Origin of the sequence: Kitasatospora sp. NPDC057198 (assembly GCF_042670125.1) — a bacterium.
Taxonomy (GTDB): Bacteria; Actinomycetota; Actinomycetes; order Streptomycetales; family Streptomycetaceae; genus Kitasatospora.
The window spans coordinates 1-20,346 of record NZ_JBHUWH010000021.1; the positions used below are offsets into that span (position 1 = coordinate 1).

19 protein-coding genes are annotated in these 20,346 nt (G+C 75.3%); 11 read left to right on the forward strand and 8 right to left on the reverse strand.

Annotation, left to right across the window (positions count from 1 at the left end):
- Positions 1 to 1,069, reverse strand: a 1,069-nt coding sequence (locus ACFUEL_RS04530) for an MFS transporter (protein WP_380234489.1), incomplete at its 3' end; no start/stop codon positions are given.
- A 400-nt stretch (positions 1,070 to 1,469) separates the two neighbouring features.
- Here ACFUEL_RS04530 and ACFUEL_RS04535 point away from each other — a divergent pair.
- The 3 genes from ACFUEL_RS04535 to ACFUEL_RS04545 all read left to right on the forward strand — a co-directional run bounded on the left by ACFUEL_RS04535 (position 1,470) and on the right by ACFUEL_RS04545 (position 4,247).
- Positions 1,470 to 2,231: a glutamate racemase gene (locus tag ACFUEL_RS04535; RefSeq protein WP_380234490.1), complete on the forward strand. Its 762-nt coding sequence runs from the start codon at positions 1,470 to 1,472 to the stop codon at positions 2,229 to 2,231.
- A gap of 61 nt (positions 2,232 to 2,292) precedes the next feature.
- Positions 2,293 to 3,477: a glycosyltransferase gene (locus ACFUEL_RS04540; protein ID WP_380234529.1), complete on the forward strand. Its 1,185-nt coding sequence runs from the start codon at positions 2,293 to 2,295 to the stop codon at positions 3,475 to 3,477.
- A gap of 29 nt (positions 3,478 to 3,506) precedes the next feature.
- A complete protein-coding gene (locus ACFUEL_RS04545) occupies positions 3,507 to 4,247 on the forward strand; it encodes an SAM-dependent methyltransferase (RefSeq protein ID WP_380234491.1) in 741 nt (246 codons plus the stop codon).
- A 34-nt stretch (positions 4,248 to 4,281) separates the two neighbouring features.
- On the opposite strand, the gene ACFUEL_RS04550 is transcribed toward ACFUEL_RS04545, so the two are convergent.
- Complete coding sequence (locus tag ACFUEL_RS04550; protein WP_380234492.1) at positions 4,282 to 4,419, reverse strand: hypothetical protein; 138 nt, start codon at positions 4,417 to 4,419, stop codon at positions 4,282 to 4,284.
- 76 nt (positions 4,420 to 4,495) lie between these two features.
- Between ACFUEL_RS04550 and ACFUEL_RS04555 the strand changes: the two genes are divergently transcribed.
- Positions 4,496 to 4,678 (forward strand): hypothetical protein, encoded by a 183-nt coding sequence (locus tag ACFUEL_RS04555; protein ID WP_380234493.1) that lies wholly within the window; start codon positions 4,496 to 4,498, stop codon positions 4,676 to 4,678.
- A 46-nt stretch (positions 4,679 to 4,724) separates the two neighbouring features.
- Here ACFUEL_RS04555 and ACFUEL_RS04560 read toward each other — a convergent pair whose 3' ends face one another.
- The 5 genes from ACFUEL_RS04560 to ACFUEL_RS04580 all read right to left on the reverse strand — a co-directional run bounded on the left by ACFUEL_RS04560 (position 4,725) and on the right by ACFUEL_RS04580 (position 10,043).
- Complete coding sequence (locus tag ACFUEL_RS04560) at positions 4,725 to 5,924, reverse strand: glycosyltransferase family 4 protein (RefSeq protein WP_380234494.1); 1,200 nt, start codon at positions 5,922 to 5,924, stop codon at positions 4,725 to 4,727.
- 2 nt (positions 5,925 to 5,926) lie between these two features.
- Entirely contained in the window at positions 5,927 to 7,126 is a 1,200-nt protein-coding gene (locus ACFUEL_RS04565; protein WP_380234495.1) for a polysaccharide ABC transporter ATP-binding protein, read from the reverse strand.
- Positions 7,116 to 8,015, reverse strand: coding sequence for an ABC transporter permease (locus tag ACFUEL_RS04570; protein WP_380234496.1), 900 nt, complete (start codon positions 8,013 to 8,015; stop codon positions 7,116 to 7,118). The genes ACFUEL_RS04565 and ACFUEL_RS04570 overlap by 11 nt, the downstream gene beginning before the upstream one ends.
- Positions 8,016 to 8,361: 346 nt before the next feature.
- Positions 8,362 to 9,123 carry a thiol:disulfide interchange protein DsbA/DsbL gene (locus ACFUEL_RS04575; RefSeq protein ID WP_380234497.1) on the reverse strand — a complete coding sequence of 254 codons (762 nt, stop codon included), beginning with the start codon at positions 9,121 to 9,123 and terminating at the stop codon, positions 8,362 to 8,364.
- 206 nt (positions 9,124 to 9,329) lie between these two features.
- The gene (locus tag ACFUEL_RS04580; protein ID WP_380234498.1) at positions 9,330 to 10,043 is read right to left on the reverse strand and encodes a hypothetical protein; all 714 of its coding nucleotides are present in this window, start codon (positions 10,041 to 10,043) and stop codon (positions 9,330 to 9,332) included.
- Between the two features lie 165 nt (positions 10,044 to 10,208).
- On the opposite strand from ACFUEL_RS04580, the gene cutA reads away from it, so the two are divergent.
- Positions 10,209 to 10,529, forward strand: a complete 321-nt coding sequence (cutA, locus tag ACFUEL_RS04585) for a divalent-cation tolerance protein CutA (RefSeq protein ID WP_380234499.1) — start codon at positions 10,209 to 10,211, stop codon at positions 10,527 to 10,529.
- Here the strand turns inward: cutA and ACFUEL_RS04590 are convergent.
- Positions 10,526 to 11,605, reverse strand: a complete 1,080-nt coding sequence (locus ACFUEL_RS04590) for a glycosyltransferase (protein ID WP_380234500.1) — start codon at positions 11,603 to 11,605, stop codon at positions 10,526 to 10,528. The two genes, cutA and ACFUEL_RS04590, sit on opposite strands and share 4 nt — an antisense overlap.
- Before the next feature lie 337 nt (positions 11,606 to 11,942).
- On the opposite strand from ACFUEL_RS04590, the gene ACFUEL_RS04595 reads away from it, so the two are divergent.
- The 6 genes from ACFUEL_RS04595 to ACFUEL_RS04620 all read left to right on the forward strand — a co-directional run bounded on the left by ACFUEL_RS04595 (position 11,943) and on the right by ACFUEL_RS04620 (position 20,286).
- Positions 11,943 to 13,064: a glycosyltransferase family 4 protein gene (locus ACFUEL_RS04595; RefSeq protein WP_380234501.1), complete on the forward strand. Its 1,122-nt coding sequence runs from the start codon at positions 11,943 to 11,945 to the stop codon at positions 13,062 to 13,064.
- Between the two features lie 363 nt (positions 13,065 to 13,427).
- Entirely contained in the window at positions 13,428 to 15,329 is a 1,902-nt protein-coding gene (locus ACFUEL_RS04600) for an AAA family ATPase (RefSeq protein WP_380234502.1), read from the forward strand.
- A complete protein-coding gene (locus ACFUEL_RS04605; RefSeq protein ID WP_380234503.1) occupies positions 15,326 to 16,420 on the forward strand; it encodes a glycosyltransferase in 1,095 nt (364 codons plus the stop codon). Before ACFUEL_RS04600 ends, ACFUEL_RS04605 begins: the two co-directional genes overlap by 4 nt.
- A 40-nt stretch (positions 16,421 to 16,460) precedes the next feature.
- Positions 16,461 to 17,507 carry a GNAT family N-acetyltransferase gene (locus ACFUEL_RS04610; RefSeq protein ID WP_380234505.1) on the forward strand — a complete coding sequence of 349 codons (1,047 nt, stop codon included), beginning with the start codon at positions 16,461 to 16,463 and terminating at the stop codon, positions 17,505 to 17,507.
- Complete coding sequence (locus ACFUEL_RS04615; RefSeq protein WP_380234506.1) at positions 17,507 to 19,072, forward strand: hypothetical protein; 1,566 nt, start codon at positions 17,507 to 17,509, stop codon at positions 19,070 to 19,072. The genes ACFUEL_RS04610 and ACFUEL_RS04615 overlap by 1 nt, the downstream gene beginning before the upstream one ends.
- Positions 19,069 to 20,286: a DegT/DnrJ/EryC1/StrS family aminotransferase gene (locus tag ACFUEL_RS04620; RefSeq protein WP_380234507.1), complete on the forward strand. Its 1,218-nt coding sequence runs from the start codon at positions 19,069 to 19,071 to the stop codon at positions 20,284 to 20,286. Before ACFUEL_RS04615 ends, ACFUEL_RS04620 begins: the two co-directional genes overlap by 4 nt.
- Positions 20,287 to 20,346: the final 60 nt, after the last annotated feature.

Here is a 20,346-nt window from a genome sequence, read left to right on the forward strand (position 1 = left end):
GGCCGCCGATCGCGCCGACGATGCCGGTCACCGAGCCGACCTGGGCGACCGGGGTGACCTGGGCGACCAGGGCGAACACCGAGCCGCTGGTGGTGCCGAGGCCGGCCGCCATCACCATGAAGGCGATGGTGCCGATCGGGCTGAGCTCCGGGTCGAACGCCTGGACGATGGCGAACAGGGCGGTGATGGCCAGCGCCCAGCAGGTCACCACGGCGGGGTGGACGCGGTCCGAGAGCCAGCCGCCGAACGGCCGGAAGACCACCGTGACCAGGGCGAACCCGGCGGCCTTCGTGCCGGCGTCGGTCGCGGACAGCTCGTACCAGGTCTTCAGGTAGGTCGGCAGGTAGACGCCGAACGCGACGATGCCGCCGAACCCGATCGCGTACAGCGCGGACAGCTCCCAGGTCACCCGCAGCTTCCCGGCCCGGCCGAGCCGGGAGGCCAGCGAGGCGGTCGGGATCACCCGGTCGGGGCGGTCGCGCAGCAGCAGGAAGGAGACCACGGTGTAGGCGGCCAGGGCGACGGCCATCACCCAGAACGGCAGGTCGTGGCCGTGCTTCCACAGCCGGGGGGTGAAGTAGCCGGACAGCGCGACCCCGCCCATGCCCATGCCGAACACGCCGATGCCCAGGCCGCGCTTGCTCGCCGGGAACCAGGAGTTCACCAGCGGCACGCCGATCGCGAAGGTGGTGCCGCCGAGCCCGAGGAAGAAGCCGACCGCCAGCAGCGCCCCGTACGAATCACGGGCCGGGATCAGCAGCAGCACCGGGACGATGGTCAGCGCCGACATCAGCGGGAACATCAGCCGGGCCCCGAAGCGGTCGGTCAGCGCGCCGACCGGGACACGGCCCAGCGAGCCGACGATCACCGGGACGGCGACCAGGAACGACTGGGCGAAGGACGTCATGTGCAGTGTCTTGTTGAACTCGCCCGCCAGTGGGGCGATCAGGTTCCACGCCCAGAAGGTCAGCGCGAAGCCGACGGTGGCGACCACCAGGTTGGTGTAGGCCGTCCCCGACACCCGGTCGTCGGCCGGCACCCGCTCGTTCGATGCTGTCAGCTGTCCCATGAGACCCAAGCCTCTGCGGGCGCGCCGCTCCCGACCGGGGACACGCGCAGGGCGCGGTCATACGGTCATTCAAACGGAGCAGAGGTTTGGCTGAGAACGGTGGGAGGCGAAATCAGGGGCCCGGGGAACTGTCGGCAGACGAGCACGCACCACCAGGGGCCCGGGGAACTGTTGGCAGACGAGCATGCACCACCAGGGGCCCGGGGAACGGCGGGTCCGTGCTGCTGGTGGCCGGAGCCCATCGAAGGTCCGTGCTGCTGCGTGTCTTCAACGGAACCCGAAGCAGATGCGCCCAACGGCAGTGAACCGCCAGCAGACTGGGCCTCGCCGTTCCCCGAGCCCCTGGCGGTGCTCTCCCGAGCCCCTGGTGGGGCTCTTGTTCGGGGTAGAGTCGGTGCTCGTGAAGATCGCCCTCGTGGACTCCGGAATCGGACTGCTCGCCGCCGCCGCCGCGATCCGCCGGGCCCGGCCCGACGCGGACCTGGTGGTCTCCTGCGACCCCGACGGCATGCCCTGGGGGCCGCGGACGCCCGAGGACATCACCGACCACGCGCTGGCCTGTGCGCGGGCCGCGGTGGAGCACCGGCCGGAGGCGCTGGTGGTGGCCTGCAATACGGCGACGGTGCACGCGCTGGCCCGGTTGCGGGCGGAGTTCGAACCCGGGCTGCCGGTGATCGGGACGGTGCCCGCGATCAAGCCGGCCGCCGCGGCCGGCGGGGTGGTGGCGATCTGGGCGACCTCGCGGACCACCGGCAGCGCCTACCAGCGCGGGCTGATCGCCGAGTTCGGCGGGGCCGCGCAGGTCCACGAGGTGGCCTGCCCGGGGCTGGCCGAGGCCGTGGAGCGGGCCGACGAGGCCGCGATCGCCGCCGCCGTCGCCTCGGCCGCCGCCCGCACCCCCGCCGGGACGACCGACGTGGTCCTCGGCTGCACCCACTACGAACTGATCGACGACCGGATCGCCGCCGCGCTCGCCGGCCCGGTCCGGCTGCACGGCTCGGCCGACGCGATCGCCGCCCAGACCCTGCGCCGCCTCGACCCCGACACGCCCCCCGGCGGCGGCACCCTGACCGTCCTGCACACGGGCCGCCCCTCCGCCCTGCAGGCCGAGGCGCTGGCGTACCCGCAGGGCGCCCTGCTGGCGGCCGCCGCCCGGGTCTGACCCCGGCCGCGGTCCCGCCCTGCGGCCTCGGCCGTCGCGCCTCGGGGTCGGGCGGGAGCGGATCGGGCAGACTGCCCGGGTGACGGTCCTGTGGTGGGTCTCGGTGGTGGCGTTGCTGGTGTGGGTGTGGCTGGCGCTGTGCCACGGCGGGTTCTGGCGCACCGACCAGCGGCTGCCGCGCGGGGGCGGCGAGCCCGGGAAGTGGCCGTCGGTGGTGGTGCTGGTACCGGCCCGGGACGAGGCGGAGGTGCTGCCGCTGTCGCTGCCCGGTCTGCTCGCCCAGGAGTACCCGGGGCGGGCCCGGGTGGTGCTGGTGGACGACCACAGCACCGACGGCACCGGTGAGCTGGCGCGGGAGCTGGCCCGGCGCACCGGCGGGCTGGAGCTGGTGGTGGCCACTCCCCCGCCGCTGCCGGAGGGGTGGACCGGCAAGCTGTGGGCGCTGCGGCACGGCGTCGAGCAGGCCGGGGCGGACGCCGAGTGGCTGCTGCTGACGGACGCCGACATCGCGCACCGCCCCGGTTCGCTGCGGGCGCTGGTCGCGGCGGGCGAGGGCGCCGGGCTGGACTTGGTCTCGCAGATGGCCCGGCTGCGGGTGGTGAGCGGCTGGGAGCGGCTGATCGTCCCCGCGTTCGTGTACTTCTTCGCGCAGCTGTACCCGTTCCGCCGCTCCAACCGCCCCCGTTCCCGGACGGCCGCGGCGGCCGGCGGCTGCTCGCTGGTGCGGCGCGGCGCGCTGGAGCGGGCGGGCGGGGTGGCGGCGATCCGGGGCGCGGTGATCGACGACGTGTCGCTGGCCCGGGCGGTCAAGCGCGCCGGGGGCCGGACGTGGCTGGGCCTCGCCGACCGGGTCGACTCCGTCCGCCCCTACCCCGGCCTGGCCTCGCTGTGGCGGATGGTCTCGCGCAGCGCGTACGCCCAACTCCGGTACTCGCCAATGCTGTTGGTGGGTACGGTGGCGGGTCTGGCGCTGGTCTACCTGGTGCCGCCGGTGGCCGCGCTGGCCGGGGTCGCGGCCGGGGCGTGGTGGACCGCCGGGGCGGGGCTGGCCGCGTGGGCGGTGATGGCCGGGACGTACGCGCCGATGCTGCGCTACTACGGGCAGCCCGTCGCCGCCGCCCCGCTGCTGCCGTTCACCGCGCTGCTGTACCTGCTGATGACGGTCGACTCCGCCGTCCAGCACTGGCGGGGCCGCGGCGCCGCCTGGAAGGGCCGCACCTACCCGCGGCCGCAGCGGGCCGAATAGCCGGCCGGCCCGGCGGGCAGGATCCGACGATGGAGCGTCAGGAGATCTCACGGATCGCGCACCGCGACCACCCGATCGCGGCGCCGCTGTCCGACGGTTCGGTGCGGGAGTTGCTGGAGCGCCTGCTGCGCGGCCGGTCGGACGGGCGGCTGCTCGACCTCGGCTGCGGTGAAGCCCCTTGGCTGGTACGGGCGTTGGCCGCGCATCCGGCGCTGCGCGCGGTCGGTGTGGACACCGACGCCGAGGCGCTGCGCTGCGCCCTGGACACCGCGCGGCGGCTCGGCGTCGAGCGGCGGATCGGCCTGCACCACCGGGACGTACGGGAGTTCACCGCCGCCGAGCCCTTCGACGCGGTGCTGTGCGTGGGCGCGGCGTACGCCTTCGGGGGGCTCGGCGCGGCGCTCGACGCGATCGGGCCGCTGCTCGCCCCGGGCGGGGCGGTGCTGCTCGGCGAGACCTACTGGGAGGGCGAACCCTCTGACCGGGCACGGGAGTTGTTCGGCGCGGAGGTCCGCGACCTGGCCGGGACGGTGGCCGCGGCGCGGGCGGTCGGCTGGCTCCCGGTTGCCGGGCACACCTCCACCCGGGCCGAACTCGACGCCTACGAGTGGGCCTGGACCGGCTCCCTCACCGAGTGGGCCCTGGACCGGCCTCCGGGGCCCGAGCGGGAGGCCGCGCTGCGCGCGGCGGACACCCACCGCGCGCAGTGGCTGGAGGGGTACCGCGACTGCTTCGGCTTCGTCACGCTGGTGCTGCGCCGCCTCAGCTGAGGCCCGGAAGGGCGGTGCGGGCCCGGGGCCCCGGCTACTTCCGCGTCTTCCGGAGCAGGACCGCCACGACGACGAGCACCGCGCCGACGGCGGCCACGGCCAGGAAGACCCCGGGGCTCGCATAGGCGAAGCGGGCTGCCGTGTAGCGGTTCGCGTCCATCGGTCCGGTCATTCGCCGCCTCCCGGTCGGTCCGTCCGCACCGCGGGCGCGGCTCGTACCGGTGCGGGTGCCCGGAGGTTCGCGGGTCATGCCGACGACGCTGCGCTACGGCCTGACCGAGGCGGAGGCCCTCGCCCGTGCCCGTGCGGTCGACACCTTCGTGCTGGGCGTCTCCGCCCGCCTGCGGGTGCTCCGCGACGACCTCGGCGACCGCGCGGAGCTGACCGACTGGATCGCCGACACCGTCCAGCACCTGCTGGACGCGCCCTGACCGGCGGCGGGGTCGGCGGCCGGTCAGGCGGCCGGCCGGCAGTCGGTCAGCGGCCGATCAGGCGGCGGGCGGTGGGCTTGACGAACTCGTAGCGGGACATCTGCTCCAGGTCGCGGAGCCAGGCGGTGCGGCCCGGGGGCCGGCGGAGGAGTTCGCGGTAGATCTCCTCGAAGGCGGTGGAGACGTGGTCGAGGGAGAACCGGCCGACGACCCAGTCGCGGCCCCAACTGCCCAGCTCGGCGCGGCGGTCGGGGGCGTCGGCGAGGGCGCGGATCTGGGCGGCGAGGGCCTTCGCGTCGGCGGGGTGGTCGCCGTGGCCGTACATGCAGCGGGAGGCGTGCGGCTCGACCAGCGGGCCGGGTTCGTGGACGGCGGTGTAGCCGCCCGCGCCGTGCACGATGACGGGCTTGCCGAAAGCGAGGCCGCGCAGCGCGGAGCCGCCCATGCCGAGGACCAGGTCGGCGGCCTGGTAGGCGGGGCGGGGGTCGGAGCGCTGGCCGGTGAGGACGACCGCCTCGCGGCCGAGTTCCTCGTTGGCGGCGGCGGCCTCGGCGCGCAGGCGCTCCTCGCTGGGGCCGCCGCCGACCACGGCGAGCACGAGGTTCGGGTCGTCGAGCAGGCGCAGGGCCGCGATGGTGCGGGAGACGCCGGCGTCCTTCTCCAGGCCGGAGACCAGCCGGGTGACGACGCAGAGCAGGAGCTGGCCGTCCGAGGCGCCGACCTCGGCGCGGAAGTCGGCGCCGGAGACCGCGCCGGGGGCGTCGGCGTCGGTGTCGACGGGCGGTTCGATCAGCCGCAGGTCGCGGTGGCCGAAGGCGCGGCCGTCGGGCAGCAGGGCGCCGAGGCCGAGGACCAGGGGCTGGTGGCGGGGCATGCCGCGGAGCATCCGGATGCCGTAGAAGGTGGTGACGATCGGGATCCGGCCCTGCCGGCCGGGGCCGAAGTAGGCGTTGCGGGCGGCCCGGACCTCCCAGGCGTGGATCACCTGGGAGCCGTGTTCGGCGGCGAGCCGGGAGAGCCGGGCCCGGACGACGGCGTGCGGGGTGCCGGGGTCGCCCGCGACGACCAGCTCGAGGCCGTGCCCGGCGGCGAGCTCGACCAGCGGGGCGGGGCCCTCGACTCCCTGGGCGAACAGGACGGGTTCGTGGCCGCGCTGGCGCAGGGTGCGGGCGATGTCGACGGCGTTGAGCTGGGCGCCGCCGAGGGCGAGGTTGTTGAGGTGGACCAGGACCCGGACGGGGCGCATGCTCAGTCCTCCCACTGGTGCGGGACGAAGACGGGGGCGGCCATCACGACGGCGCGCGGCGGGGTGTCGAGCATCGGGCCGAAGACGTCGAACTGCCCGGCGGAGTGCCAGCTCATCAGCGTGCCGCCGTCGGTCTTGCCGATCGAGTAGACGCCCGTCCACAGGGTGTAGCGGCCGCGCGGCAGCGGCAGCCGGGGGATGACGCAGGCGACGCGGTGGTCGCCGCCGGTCATCCGGATCTCGTGGCTGATCTGGAAGATCGGGCTGGAGGTGCCCTCGCTGACGCCCAGGTGCAGGGTGGCGTCGCCGCGGTAGTCGCCGCCGAGGGTGAGTTCGACGGTGACCGGCTCGTCGGTGTGCAGGGTGGCCTCCTCGGCGTCCTCGCCGCGCACCTCGTACTTGAGCAGTTGCAGCGGTTCGCCGACCCGGGCGGACGCCTCGGACTGGGCCTCGATGGAGTCCCGGTAGCCGGCCAGCGCGTCCTTGATGCCGGCGTCGACCCGGACGGTGCCCTGCTCCAGCCAGACGCCGCGCCGGCAGATGGACTGCACGGCGGGCAGGTCGTGCGAGACGAAGACGATGGTGGTGCCCTGCTCGGCGACCTCGCGCATCCGGTCCAGGCAGCGCTGCTGGAAGACCGCGTCGCCGACCGCGAGCACCTCGTCGACCAGCAGGACGTGCGGCTCCAGGTAGGCGGCGACCGCGAAGCCGAGGCGCATCTGCATGCCGGAGGAGTAGAACTTCACCTGCCGGTCGATCGCGCCGCCGAGCCGGGCGAACTCGACGATGTCGTCGAAGCGCCCGGCGACCTCGCGGCGCTTGAGGCCGAGCAGCGCGCCGAACAGGTAGATGTTCTCCCGGCCGGTCAGGTCGGGGTGGATGCCGGCCCGGATCTCGATCAGGGCGCCGATCCGGCCGCGCACGTCGATCACGCCCGCGTACGGGTACATGACCCGGGTGAGCATCTTCAGCAGCGTCGACTTGCCGGAGCCGTTGGAGCCGATCAGGCCGACCGACTCGCCGGGCTCGATGTGCAGGTTGATGTCGCGCAGCGCCCAGCGCCAGTCCTCGCCGCGGTCGCCGCGCAGGCGGCGGGCCATCTGGTCGACCCGGTCGCGCAGCAGCATGCGCTGCTGGTCGGCGCGGAACCGCTTCCAGACCTGCTCGGTGCGGATGGTGCCGAGAGGGTAGTCACGCGACATCGGCGATCCCCGTTTCCAGCTTCTTGAAGACCAGGTACCCGCCGACCAGGAAGACCAGCGAACTGGCCGCCGCGATCAGCGTCATCCGGGCGTCCGGCGCCTCGCCGTACAGCAGCGCCTTGCGGTAGCCCTCGATGACCGCGCCCAGCGGGTTGACGCCGACGTAGATCTCCTGGAGGCGCTGCGGGATCTTGGCCAGCGGGTAGGCGACCGGGGTCGCGAAGACGCCCATCTGGGTGATGATCGGCAGCAGGTGGCGGACGTCGCGCAGGTAGACCACGGCGACCGAGAGGATCAGCGCGATGCCGTAGGTGAAGGCGAACTGGACCGCCAGCAGCGGCAGCACCCACAGGAAGGTGGCGGCGGGGGCCGTCCAGAACACCAGGAACATCAGGCCCAGCACGCCGACGCCGATCACCATGTCGACGGTGGCGACCAGCATGGTGGCGAGCGGGAACACCTCGCGCGGGCAGTACACCTTGTTCAGCAGGCTCAGGTTGTTGGCCAGGCTGAGCGCGCCCTGGTTCATCGTGTTGGAGAAGAACTGCCAGACGATCAGGCCGAGGTAGGCGAACAGCGTGTACGGGACGGCGCCGGTCTCGATCTTGACGGCGCGGTGGAACACCAGGGTGAAGATCGCGCACAGCGCGAGCGGGGTGAGCACCGCCCAGGCGAAGCCGAGCACCGCCTGCTTGTACCGGGCGCGCAGGTCGCGCTCGGCCAGGGCGCGCACCAACTCCCGGGCGGCCCACAGCTCGCGGGCCACCTGGACGGGGCGCAGCCGGCGTTTGAAGACCAGTTCGGGCGGCGGCCCGGCGGGCACCGGGGTGCCCGGCGGGGCGGCCCGGCCCCGGCGCTCGTCGATGACCTGTGCGCGCTGTCCCCCCACGGACTCCCGCCCTCCCCGGAGGCGGTGCTCGCCCCTGGTGCCTGTGCCGTCTGCCTGTGCCGTCTGCCTGCCGCCGGTTCCGAGCCCGGACGGCCTCCCCCCGGCCCCGGGTGCGGGCGGGCCCGGGGAACCGGGCGCACTGCTGCCGTCGGGGCCGGGCCGCCGGTGCTGCCCGGCCGACCCGCGGACCACAATGACACAGAGTGTGCGGGCCGGGGGCGGGTTCGGTGAAGATTGCGGCAGCTCAGCCCGGTACGGGACGGTTCCGGACCGAACGGCCCTTTCCGGCCAGGGTAGTTGTCGGCACGGGCTGTCGGCGCGGTCGGCGGGGAGGTCAGCGGGGAGGTCAGCGGGCGGGCTGCTCGGCGACCAGTTGGTCGAGCGCGGCGGGCATGCCGTCGACGCCGCCGGCCTTGGTCGGCGAGGTGCGGCCGGTGCCGTCCACCACCACGGTGGGCAGTTCGGCGACCTTGTTCTGGGCGAACAGCTTCGGGGCGTCCTCCACCGCCCGGTCCACCTCGGCGGAGCGGTAGGCGGCCCGGAACTTCGCCGCGTCGACGCCCTGCCCGGCGACCCAGTCGGCGGCGGCCTGCTCGGTGGTCAGGTCGGCGTGCTGCTCGCGGACGGCGCGGAACACCGCGGCCTGCAGGCGGTCCACCTCACCGAGCCGGTCCAGGGCGTAGAACAGCCGTGCGTGCGCCCGCTGTTCGGCCTCGTCCGGGCTGCCGGGCCAGACCGCCGGGACGCGGCGCAGCGTGACGTCCGCCCGGTGCTCGGCGGCCCAGCGGGTGAGCGGCTGCTCCAGCAGGGCGGAGTGCGAGCAGTCGTACCAGAAGAACTCGACCGCCTCGTGGGCGCGTTGGACCACCGGCGCGGACGCGGGCGGGGCGGCCTGCTCCAGCGGGGTGGCGGGCGCCGGGGCGTGCTGGGTCGGCGCGGTCGGCCGGGTGGCACCGAACTGGTGCCCGAGGGACGGGAGTTGCTGGCCGTTCGGGCCGAGCGGCAGCCGGGACGGCACGGAGCCGGAGGCGGCCTCGGCGGCGGCCGGGGCGGTCAGCAGACCGCCGGCGACGGCGAGCAGGACAGTGGTTCTGAGCAGCGGATTCACCCCGGCAGAGTGGCAGGCGGGGCGTGCGGCGTTCCAGGCGATCGGGCCCCGGACGGCGGAATTCGCCGGATCGGAGCAGTGCGGCGGCGGCGCGGCTCGAACGTTCGTCGGACGTTCGAGGCCCCCTCCGGTCGCCCCCGCTCCCGGTTCGGTGCCGGTGGACGGGCGCGCCCCCGCTCCCGCGCCCACCTGCGCCGGGGGGCGGGCTACTTGGTGTCGTGCTTCCACTGGGCGCGGGCCTCGGCCTCGGTGGTCTTCGGGACGCCGATCTGGATCTGGTCGGAGCCCTCCTCGGCGACCGGGCAGTAGCGGCCGTCCTTGACCTGCATGGTCAGGCCGAGCACGTCGCCGTTGCGCACCAACTCCAGCACGTCCCCGGTGGTGCAGGTGGCGTTGGCGGCGACCGGCGGCGAGGACAGCCAGCTGACGGCCTGGTAGACCGGGACGCCCGGACGCAGCACGGTGCCGTGCTCCTTGTCGGTGGCGAAGCTGCCGGAGCCCAGGACGCCGCTCTTCAGCTTCATGAACTCGTTGGTGACGTGGTTGGTGCGCAGGTCGGGGCCGCCGTAGACGACGCAGTCGTGGTCGACGGTGTTGGTCAGCTTGATCACGCCGTTGATCCGCGGCGCGGCGCTCTTGTCGAGGGTCAGCTCGGCCTTGACGTCGCTCTCCTTCTCGGAGTTGCCGCAGATCGGCACGTCGGCGGCGACCGTGCCGCCGCCGGTGGCGCCCTTGCTCGCGGCGGCGGTCGCACCGGCGGTCGCACCGGCGCTGGCGGCGGCGGTCGGGGCGGCCGCGGGGGTGCCCGTCGCGGCGGAGGCCGGCGCGGCGGTGTCGGCGCCGTCCGGGTCGCAGGCGGTCAGGGCCAGCACGGCGCAGGCGGCGAGGGCGGCGAGGGCGGCGGGCTTGCGGACGTTCATCTCGTGACTCCGTGGTTCCGTGGTGCGACGCGGGCCGCCGGTCGGCGGCAAGCATCACCACGGTGTCCGGCTATCGGGCGGTTGCGGGGGCGAACGTCCGGTACAGCGCTGTGACAGAAGCCGTTACACGGAAACAGCCGGCGGACGCCCCCTACCGTGGGGCCCATGACGAACCGTGAGTTCCTGGTGCTGACCACCACCCATGACGACGAGGGCCGGGCCCGCGAACTGGCCGCCGCGGCGGTGCGCGAACGCCTGGCGGCCTGCGCGCAGGTCTACCCCGTCCACTCGGTCTACCGGTGGGACGGCGAGGTGCAGGAGGGCGCGGAGTGGCGCGTCGACCTCAAGACCCGGGCCGCGCTGGCCGAACGGCTCACCGCGTTCCTGGTCGAACGGCACTCGTACCGGACCCCGGAGGTGATCGGGGTGCCGGTGGTCACCGGCTCGGCCGGCTACCTGGACTGGGTGGCGGCCGAGACCGCCTAGTACCGCGTCAGGCGCCGGTGGGCGACCTCGCGCAGCAGGTGCTGCCAGCGCGTGGTGACGGCGTCGAGGTCGAAGTGGGCCAGTGCGCGGGCCCGGGCGGCGGCCGCGTACGGGGTGCGGTCGGCGGCCAGCAGGGTGCGCAGCGCGTCGGCGAGGGCGGCCGGGTCGCCGGGCGGGACGAGCAGGCCGCCCTCGCCGGGGCGGACCACGTCGGAGACCCAGCCGACATCGGTGGCCACCGCCGGGAGGCCGGCCAGCGCCGCCTCGATCAGGACGCCCGGGACGCCCTCGGAGTCGCTGGTCAGCAGCAGCAGGTCCGCGGCGCGGTACAGCGGCGCGGGGTCGGCCAGCGGGCCGAGCAGGTGGGTGCGCGGGCCCGCGGCGAGGGTGGCGCGCAACGGGCCCCCGCCCGCCAGCGCGAGGTGGGTGTCGGCGGGGAGCAGGGCGTGCGCGGCCAGTGCGAGGTCGGGGCGCTTCTCGGGGCTGAGCGCGCCGACCCAGGCGATCAGCGGGCCCCCGGCCGGCAGGCCGAGCTCCGTCCTGGCGGCGGCCTTCTCGGCGGGGCCGGCGGCGGGCCTGAAGCGGTCGACGGGGCGGGCGTTGGGCAGGGTGTGCAGCCGGCGGGCGGGCAGCCGGAAGCGGGTGCGCAGGACGTCCACGGCGTGCGGGGAGATCGCGGCGACGGCCGCCGCCCGGTGCAGGAACGCGCCCACCCGCAGTCGGCGCAGCGGGTCGGCCGTCCAGTGCCGGGGGTCGCCGATGTTGACGTACACGAAGGGGGTGCGGGACGCGAACAGGCCCAGCGCGCACGCCTGGAGGGTGGAGGAGCCGTGCGCGACCACCACGTCGGCGCGCCCCGCGAGGGCGCGCAGGGCGCGCAGGGTGGCCGGGTGGTGCCGGGAGGGGCCCAGCACGGGGACGGCCGCCCCGGGGTCGGCGTCGGGGTGCGGGTGCAGCGCGGCGAGCTCGGAGGACTGGCCGCGGCGGGCCAACTCCCGGTGCAGGTCCAGGGCGAGGCGCTGAGCGCCCCGGGCCCTGGGGTCGGTGATGACGTGGAGTACCCGCGGGTCGGCCATGGCCCAGAGAGTAGCCGGGCCGGGGGGCGAAATCAGGGGCTCGGGGAACGGCGAGTCCGTGCTGCTGACGGTCGGAGCCCATCGGAGGGTCGTGCTGCTGCGTGTCTTGAACAGAACCAGAAGCCGATGCGCCCAACGGCAGTGAACCGCCAGCAGACTGGGCCTCGCCGTTCCCCGAGCCCCTGGCGGGGGCTCTCGCTGTTCCCCGAGCCACTGATTTCGCGCCCCGAAGGGGTTTCCTCCGGTTCGGGGGACGCGGGGCGGGTCGGGCTGGGATGCTGATGCGCGGTCAGGGGGTGGCGCGGGCGAGGGGGTTGGCGCGGTGCGTGTGGTGTACGTGATCGACAGTGTGAGCCGGGTGGGCGGGGCGGAGCAGGGGTTGGTGGCGATGGCGCCGCTGCTGGTCCGGTCGGGGGTGGAGTTGCACGTGGCGTTCCTGAAGGAGTCGCCGGGCGGGTTCCAGGAGGAGTTGCGGGCGGCGGGTGCGGGGGTGCATCCGGTGTTGCGGGGGTCGCGGCGGGCCCGGGTGGCGGGGTTGCGGGCGGAGTTCCGCCGGTTGCGGCCGGATCTGGTGCACACGACCTTGTACGAGTCGGACGTGCTGGGCCGGGCGGCCGCTCTCGGGGCGCGGGTGCCGGTGGTGTCGAGCCTGGTGAATTCGGCGTACGGGCCGGAGCACCTGCACGCGCGGGGGCTGAACCCGTGGAAGGTGCGGGCGGCGCAGGCGGTGGACGCGGTGACGGCGCAGGGGGTGCGGCGCTTCCACGCGTTGACGGAGCACGTGGCGGAGGTGATGGCGGCCCGGTTGCGGGTGGCGCGGCGGCGGATCGACGTGGTGCCGCGGGGGCGGGACCCGCTGCTGCTGGGGGCGGTGACGCCGGAGCGGCGGGCGCGGGTGCGGGCGGGGCTGGGGTTGGGCGAGGAGGTGCCGGTGGTGCTGGCGGCGGCCCGGCAGCAGTACCAGAAGGGGTTGGACGTGCTGGTGTCGGCGTGGCCGCGGGTGCGGGCGGCGCGGCCGGACGCGGTGCTGCTGCTGGCGGGCAGCCGGGGGGCGGAGACCGGGCGGTTGGAGGAGTTGGCGGCGGCGACGGGGGGTGTGCGGTTCCTGGGGCCGCGGGACGACGTGTTCGACCTGATGGCGGCGGTGGAGGTGTTCGCGGTGCCGTCGCGCTGGGAGGGGTTGGGGAGTGCGGCGATGGAGGCGATGGGGGTGGGGGTGCCGCTGGTGTGCGCGGACGTGGCGGCGCTGCGGGAGACGGTGGGCGGCGGGGAGGAGTGTGCGCTGCTGGTGCCGCCGGAGCGGCCGGCGGAGTTGGCGGGGGCGCTGGTGCGGGTGCTGGAGGAGCGCGGGGAGGCGCTGGTGCGGGCGAAGGCGGCGCGGGCGCGTTTCCGGGCCGGGTACACGTTGGAGCGGGTGTCGGCGCGGATGGTGGAGTTCTACGGGCGCGCACTGGCCTGACGGCGTACGGGCGGGCGGTGGCCGAACCGTCCGGCGGGTGGCGGCCGAACCGTCCGGCGGGTGGCGGCCGGGCGGGTGGCCCGTCGGGTGGTCGGGCATTTGATGACGTTTCGTCAGTTCGCGTGCGTGCGTCCGGATTCCGACCAACGGCAGGTGTCAGTATGGCCAAAGTGCTTGCGCCGCAGGTCCGGGGCGGGAAGCATCGCTCTCCGGGGAGGGCCGCAGGGGCGGCCTCGGACGTTCGTTTTCTCTGCCGCTGCCGGGGGGCGCATGCGGCCCGGCCGTACCGATGCGCGCCGCCCGCTGGGGCGGGTGCGGCCGTGGGGCGCGTGTGCTCCGTGACGAGGCGAGGGGAACCAACCGGTGGAACCGGCAAATCTGTTCACCGTCCTGCGGCGGTACTGGCGGCTGCTGGCGGCCTGTACGGCGGCCGCGCTGGTCGTGGGTTTCCTGCTGACGCCGGCGGGGGACGCCGTGGACAACGGCAAGTGGCAGTGCAAGGTGGCGATCACGCCGGTCGCGGGCGCGGCGGACACCGTGCGGGCGGACCAGGTGCTGTCGTACGCGCAGGGGTCGGCGGTGACCACGGCGGCGGCGCAGAAGTTGCACGTGACGGACGTGGCGGCGCTGACGGCGCGCCGGACGGTGGCGGCGGAGTCCACCCAGATGCTGCTGTTCACCACGACCGGTCCGACCCAGGCGTCCTGCGTGGAGCTGGCGGCGGCGCTGTCCGAGGCGACGATCACCGGGTACGCCCAGGAGTCGAAGAAGAGCGCCGACGAGTCGATCAAGCGGCTGCGGACCCAGGCGGACGCCCAGCAGTCGCAGCTGGACGACCTGCAGAAGGCGTTCAGCAGGGCGAACGCGAGCGATCAGGCCAAGCTGCAGCCGCAGTTGTCGACGGCGACGGCGGCGCTGACCAAGACCCTCGGGGCGATCGCGGACCTGCAGAACTACAGCCAGACCGACGCGATCCAGCAGTGGGGTTCGATCGACGCGAAGGAGTCGGGCGGCAGCCTGCTGTCCTCGCCCTCGCGCGGGGTGCGGCTGGCGCTGGCGGTGGTGCTGGGCCTGGCGCTGGGCGTGGTGGCGGCGCTGATGCTGTCCCGGATGGACACCCGGCTGCGGACCAGGGACGGCACCGAGGAGGCGTTCAACCTGCCGGTGATCGGCGAGATCCCGCGCCTGTCGCGGCGGCTGCGGCGGCTGCGCGAGCCGCTGGTGACGGCCCGTCCGGAGGATCCGGCGACCGAGGCGTTCCGTTCGCTGCGCTCGACGCTGCTGCTGACCGGTCCGGAGTCGCTGTCCGCGCAGTTCGGGCAGGGCGGCCTGGATCCGGACGGCCGGCGGGTGCGGCGGGCGGTGGAGCCGGCGCCGGTGGTGCTGGTGATGTCGGGGCGTTCGGGTGACGGGCGGACCACCACGGTGGCGAACCTGGCGGCGGCGCTGGGCGAGACGGGCCGGCAGGTGCTGGTGCTGGACTGCGACTTCCGGCAGCCGGAGCTGAACGCGCACTTCGGGATGGACGAGGGGCCGGGCATGGCGGAGCTGCTGTCCGGCGAGCAGCTGACCGACCTGGCGGACCTGGTCCGGCCGACCCGGGTGCCGAACGTGGCGATGATCGCGGGCGGGCACGCGCGGGCGTACCCGGCGGCGCTGGTGCTGCGCGCCGGGGAGGTGCTGGCGCTGGCCCGGCGGTACGCGGACGTGGTGCTGATCGACTCCTCGCCGCTGCTGCACGCGAACGACGCGTACGACCTGGTGCGGCACGCGGACGCGGTGCTGGTGACGCTGATGGCGGGCAACGTGCGCCCGGAGGAGGCGGACCGGGTGTCGGAGCTGCTGGCCCGCACCGGGGTGCCGGTGGCGGGGGTGGCGCTGCTGGGGACGGAGGTCGCCACCGGGCGGCGGCACCGTTCGCTGCGGCTGCCGGGTCGGCTGGGCGGGCGTCCGGCGCTGGGCCCGGAGCCGTCCCGTCCGGCGCTGCCGCGTCCGGAGCCGGTGGAGCGGGTGGAGCGGGTGGCGGAGCCGCACCGGCCGGAGCCGCGGCGGCCCGAGCACCGGCGGGCGGAGCCGCACCGGCCGGAGCACCAGCGGGCGGACGGCGGGCGGCCGGACGGGCGGCGCGGCGAGCCGGTGTACGGGGCCGGCGAGGCGGGCAACCGGCGTGACGGCACGACGAGTTGGGGCCGCCGGCCGGTGGAGCTGCCGCCGGAGGAGCCGATGGAGACCACCATGCAGCTGCGGCTGGGCGAGGACCGGTGAGCGGGCCGCGGGCCAGGGTGCTCTGGCTGGCCAAGGGGCTGGGCCGGGGCGGCGCGGAGCAGTTGCTGGTGAACTGCGTGCGCCACGCGGACCGTTCGCGCTACGACATCGAGGTGGCGTACGTGCTGCCGCACAAGGACGCGCTGGTGCCGGCGCTGGAGGCGGCGGGCGTGCCGGTGCACTGCCTGGGCGGCGCGCCGGGGCGGCGCTGGCCGCTGCGGCTGCGGGCGCTGCTGGCGGAGCGCCGGTACGACCTGGTGCACACCCACATGCCGGTGCCGGCGGTCGCGGCGCGGCTGCTGCGGCCGGGTGGCGGGCGGCGGCCGCGGCTGGTGCACACCGAGCACAACCTGTGGGAGCGCTACCGGCTGCCGACCCGCTGGGCGAACGCGCTGACGTACCGGCGCAACGACGCGGTGGTCGCGGTGTCGCACGCGGTGGCGGCGGGGATCGGGCGGCGGCGGCCGGGCGGGTGGCTGACGGTGGTGCACCACGGGCCGGACTTGGGCGGCGCGCCGTCCGGTCCGGCGGCGCGGCGCGCGGCGCGGGCCGAACTCGGGCTGCCCGAGGGCGCGTTGGTGGTCGGCACGGTCGGCAACCTGACGGCGAAGAAGGACCAGGCGACGCTGCTGGCGGCGTTCGCGCTGCTGCGCGGCAAGGAGCCGGACGCCCGGCTGGTGCTGGTCGGATCGGGGCCGCTGGAGGCCGGGTTGAAGGCGCGGGCGGGCGACGGCGTGCTGTTCGCGGGGATGCGCGCGGACGTCCCGGCGCTGCTGCCGGGCTGGGACGTGTTCTGCCTGAGTTCGCGCCAGGAGGGCCTGCCGGTGGCGCTGATGGAGGCGATGGCCTCGGGGCTGCCGTCGGTGGTGACCAGGGTCGGCGGCATGCCGGAGATCCTGGACGACGGCGTGGAGGGCCGGCTGGTGGCGCCGGGCGATCCGGTGGAACTCGCTTCGGCGCTGGCCGAGTTGGCCGATCCGGTGCGGCGCGGGCGGATGGGCGCGGCGGCCCGGGAGCGGGCCGCCTCCTTCGACGTGGCGGGCGCGCAGCGGGCGATCGAGCGGATGTACGCGCGGGTCCTGGCGAACTGAACCGACTGGTGGGGCGTAGTCCGGAGGGGACGAGCACAACGTGGCTGGTGAACTGACGTACCGCGGGCTGGAGTCGGCGGACGTTCCGGCGGTGCTGGAGCTGTTGACGGCTTCGCTGGCGGGCGGCCCGACCGGGCGGCGCAGCGCGGAGTTCTTCGACTGGAAGCACCGGGGGAACCCGTTCGGGTCGAGTCCGGGCCTGGTCGCGGTGGCGGACGGCGGGCGGCTGGCGGGGGTGCGGCTGTTCCTGCGCTGGTCCTGGCGGGCGGAGGGCGGCCGGGAGGTGCGGGCGGTGCGGCCGGTGGACACCGCGACGCACCCGGACTTCCAGGGGCGCGGGATCTTCCGCCGGCTGACCACCGAGCTGCTCGAACAGGTCTCCGGCGAGGCCGAGTTGGTGTTCAACACGCCGAACGGGAACAGCCTGCCCGGCTACCTGCGGATGGGCTGGCGGGAGCTGGGCCGCGTCCCGGTGGCGCTGCGGGTGGCCCGGCCGGTGTCCTTCGCCCGGGGGGCCCGGGCGGCGCTGGGCCGCCGGCCCGGCCCGTCGGGGCCGCCGCGCTGCGAACTGCCGTCCGCCGCCGAGTGGTTGGCCGATCCGGGAGCCCGGCGGGTCGGGCAGCTGGCCGAGTTGCTCGCCGAGCGCGAGCGGGCGGACGCGGCCGATCCGCGGCTGCACACCGTGCGCACCGCGGCGTACCTGGCCTGGCGGTACGGGGCGGCGCCGGGCCTGGACTACCGGGTGGTGAGCGTCGAACGGGGCGGTGAGCTGGTCGGGTTGGCGTTCGGGCGGCCGCGGCGGCGCGGCCCGCTGGCCGAGTTCACGCTGGCCGAGCTGATCGTCCGGCCGGGCGACCGGGCGGCGGCGGCGCAGCTGCTGCGGGTGGCGGCGGCCTCCGGCTGCGACCACGCGGCGACCCACCTCTCCCCCGGCACCGAGGCCGCGGCGGCCGGGCTGCGGGCGGGCTGCGTGCGGGCGCCGCGCACCGGCATGGTGCTGGCGGCCCGCACCCCGACCGGCCCGCTGCCGGCCGGGCGCACCCTCGCCGACTGGCGGTTCAGCCTCGGCGACCTGGAGGTCTTCTGATGGCGGCGCTGCTCGCCGGCCGCTCCCGCGCACCCCGCCGCCCCGGCCCGTCCCGCCGCCCCCGTTCGCGTTCGCGCGCGCTGGCCCGGCTGCGCGGGGTGCTGCGGCGCGGCCGGCTGACGGCGCTGGCCTGGGTGGCGGTGCTGGGCTACGTGACGGTGTTCGTGCTGGCGATGGTGCACACCACGTACGACACCTGGGGGGCGCTGCTGGTGGCGCCCGCGCTGATGGCGATCGGGACGCCGGTGCTGGCCCGGGTCGCGGCGGCCAACCCGGAGCGCGGGGTGTTCAGGCTGCTGATGGTGGCGATGGCGGCGAAGCTGGCCTGCGCCTTCCCCCGGTACCTGATGGCGTTCGTGCTGTACGGCGGCGCGGCGGACGCCAAGATGTACCACCAGAAGGGCTCCGAGCTGGCCCGGTACCTGACCACCACGGACTTCACCACCGGCCTGCACTACGACCTGGGGATGAAGGTCGCGGGGACGGGTTTCGTCATCATCGTCACCGGCGTGGTCTACGCGGTGACCGGGCCGACCCTGGTGGGCGGCTTCCTGGTGTTCTCCTGGCTGGGCTTCTGGGGGCTGCTGTTCTTCTGGCGGGCACTGCAGATCGCCTTCCCGGAGGCGGACTCGCGGCGCTACGCGAAGCTGGTGTTCTTCCTGCCCTCGCTGCTGTTCTGGCCGTCCAGCATCGGCAAGGACGCCTGGATGATGTTCTGCCTGGGCCTGACCACGTACGGGGTGGCCCGGCTGCTGGACCGGCGCTTCGGCGCGTTCGCGTGCATCGCGCTGGGCTCGCTGGGCACGGCGATGGTGCGGCCGCACGTGACGGTGCTGGCGGGCGCGGGCCTGAGCGTGGCGTACCTGCTGCGGCAGCGGCCGCGGCAGGTGTCGGCGCTGGGGCCGCTGCGCACGGTGCTGACGGCGGCGGTGCTGGCGGTGGGCGTGGCGCTGATGCTGCAGCAGGTGTCGGCGTTCTTCGGGACGAACGGCACCGGCGGGGACGCCGTCAACCAGGTGCTGTCGGAGACCTCGCGGCGCACCTCGCAGGGCGACTCGGTGATCAACGCGGCCACCGCGGACGAGCCGGCGCCCGCGTTCAGCCTGAATCCGGTGAAGCTGCCGATGTCGGTGGTGAGCGTGCTGTTCCGGCCGTTCCCGTTCGAGGCGTCGAACGTCCAGAACCTGATCCAGTCGGTGGAGTGCTTCGCGCTGCTGGTGATGTTCGTCCGGGCCTGGCCGCAGCTGGCCCGGATCCCGAAGCTGTTCGTCCGGCGCTCGTACGTGGCCTTCGCCGTGGTGTACACGCTGCTGTTCTGCTGGGCGTTCTCGACCATCAACAACATGGGCATCCTGTCGCGCGAGCGGGTGCAGGTGCTGCCGCTGGTGCTGGTGCTGCTGGCGGTCCCGAAGCCGGCCCAGGCCGGGCCGGTGCGGCGGCGCAGACCGCCGGTGTGGCGCGCCCAGCCCGGCCAGTGGGGCGCCGCCGCCCGGTCAGGGCCCGAGCTTCCGGTCGCCGTCGGCGCTCCGGATCCGTCACGAACCCAGGGGGGCTCGACCTCATGACGACCGACCTCAGGACGACCGATCGGAACCGTCCCGCCGTCCTCGGCGGTGCGCCCGCCTTCCCCGACGGCCTGCCGCTGACCCGCCTGCGGGTGCCCGACCGGGACGGGCTGCTCGGACGGCTCGGCGAGGTGCTGGACTCCGGGATGCTCACCAACGGGCCGCGGGTGCGCGAACTCGAGGAGCGGGCCGCCGAGTTGATGCAGGTACCGCACGTGGTGGCGGTGTCCAACTGCACGGCGGGGCTGATGCTGGTGCTCCAGGCCGCGGGGGTCGGCGGGGGCCGGCCGGTGCTGATGCCGGGGTTCACCTTCTCGGCGACCGCGCACGCCGCGCACTGGGCGGGCGGCGTGCCGCTGTTCGCGGAGGCCCGGGAGCAGGACATCACGCTCGACCCGGCGGACGCCGAGGCCCGGCTGAAGGCCGCCGACTCCCCCGTCGCGGTGATGGCCACCCACGTGTACGGGACGCCCTGCCAGACCGAGGAGTTGCAGCGGGTCGCCGACGCGGCCGGGCTGCCGCTGGTGTACGACGCGGCGCACGGCCTGGGCTCGGCGCGGCGCGGGGTGCCGGTGGGCGGCTTCGGCCTGGCCGAGGTGTTCTCGATGAGCCCGACGAAGGTCGCGGTGGCGGGCGAGGGCGGCCTGGTCGCCACCCGGGACGCGGCGCTCGCGCAGACCCTGCGCACCGCCCGGGACTACGGCAACCCGGGCGACTACGACACGCTGTTCCCCGGCCTGAACGCCCGGATGAGCGAACTGCACGCCGCGGTCGGCCTGACCTGGCTGGCGGGGCTGCCCGAGCGGGTGGCCCACCGCGGCGCGCTGGTGGCCGAGTTCGCCCGGACCGCCGCCGGGGTGCCCGGCCTGCGGCTGGCGCTGCCGGAGGAGGGCGACACCTCGACCTTCAAGGACCTCACGCTGGTCCTGGACGCCGGGGTGTTCGGCCTGGACAACCGGCAGCTGGCCGCGGCGCTGAAGGCGGAGGGCATCGACACCCGCCGCTACTTCTTCCCGCCCGTCAACCGGCAGCGGGCGTACGCCCATCTGGGGCAGGCGGAGGAACTGCCGCGCACCGACCGGCTGGCGGCCTCGGTGCTGACCGTTCCGCTGTGGTCGCACATGGACGCGGCGACGGTCCGCCGGGTCGCCGACGCGGTGGTGCGTGTCCAGCCCTTCGCGGCGGAGGTCCGGGCGGCGCTCGCGGCCGGCTGAGGACCGCCCCGGGCTCGTCCGAGCGAACTTCGCAAGGCGGTTCGGCCGTTAGTCGGATCA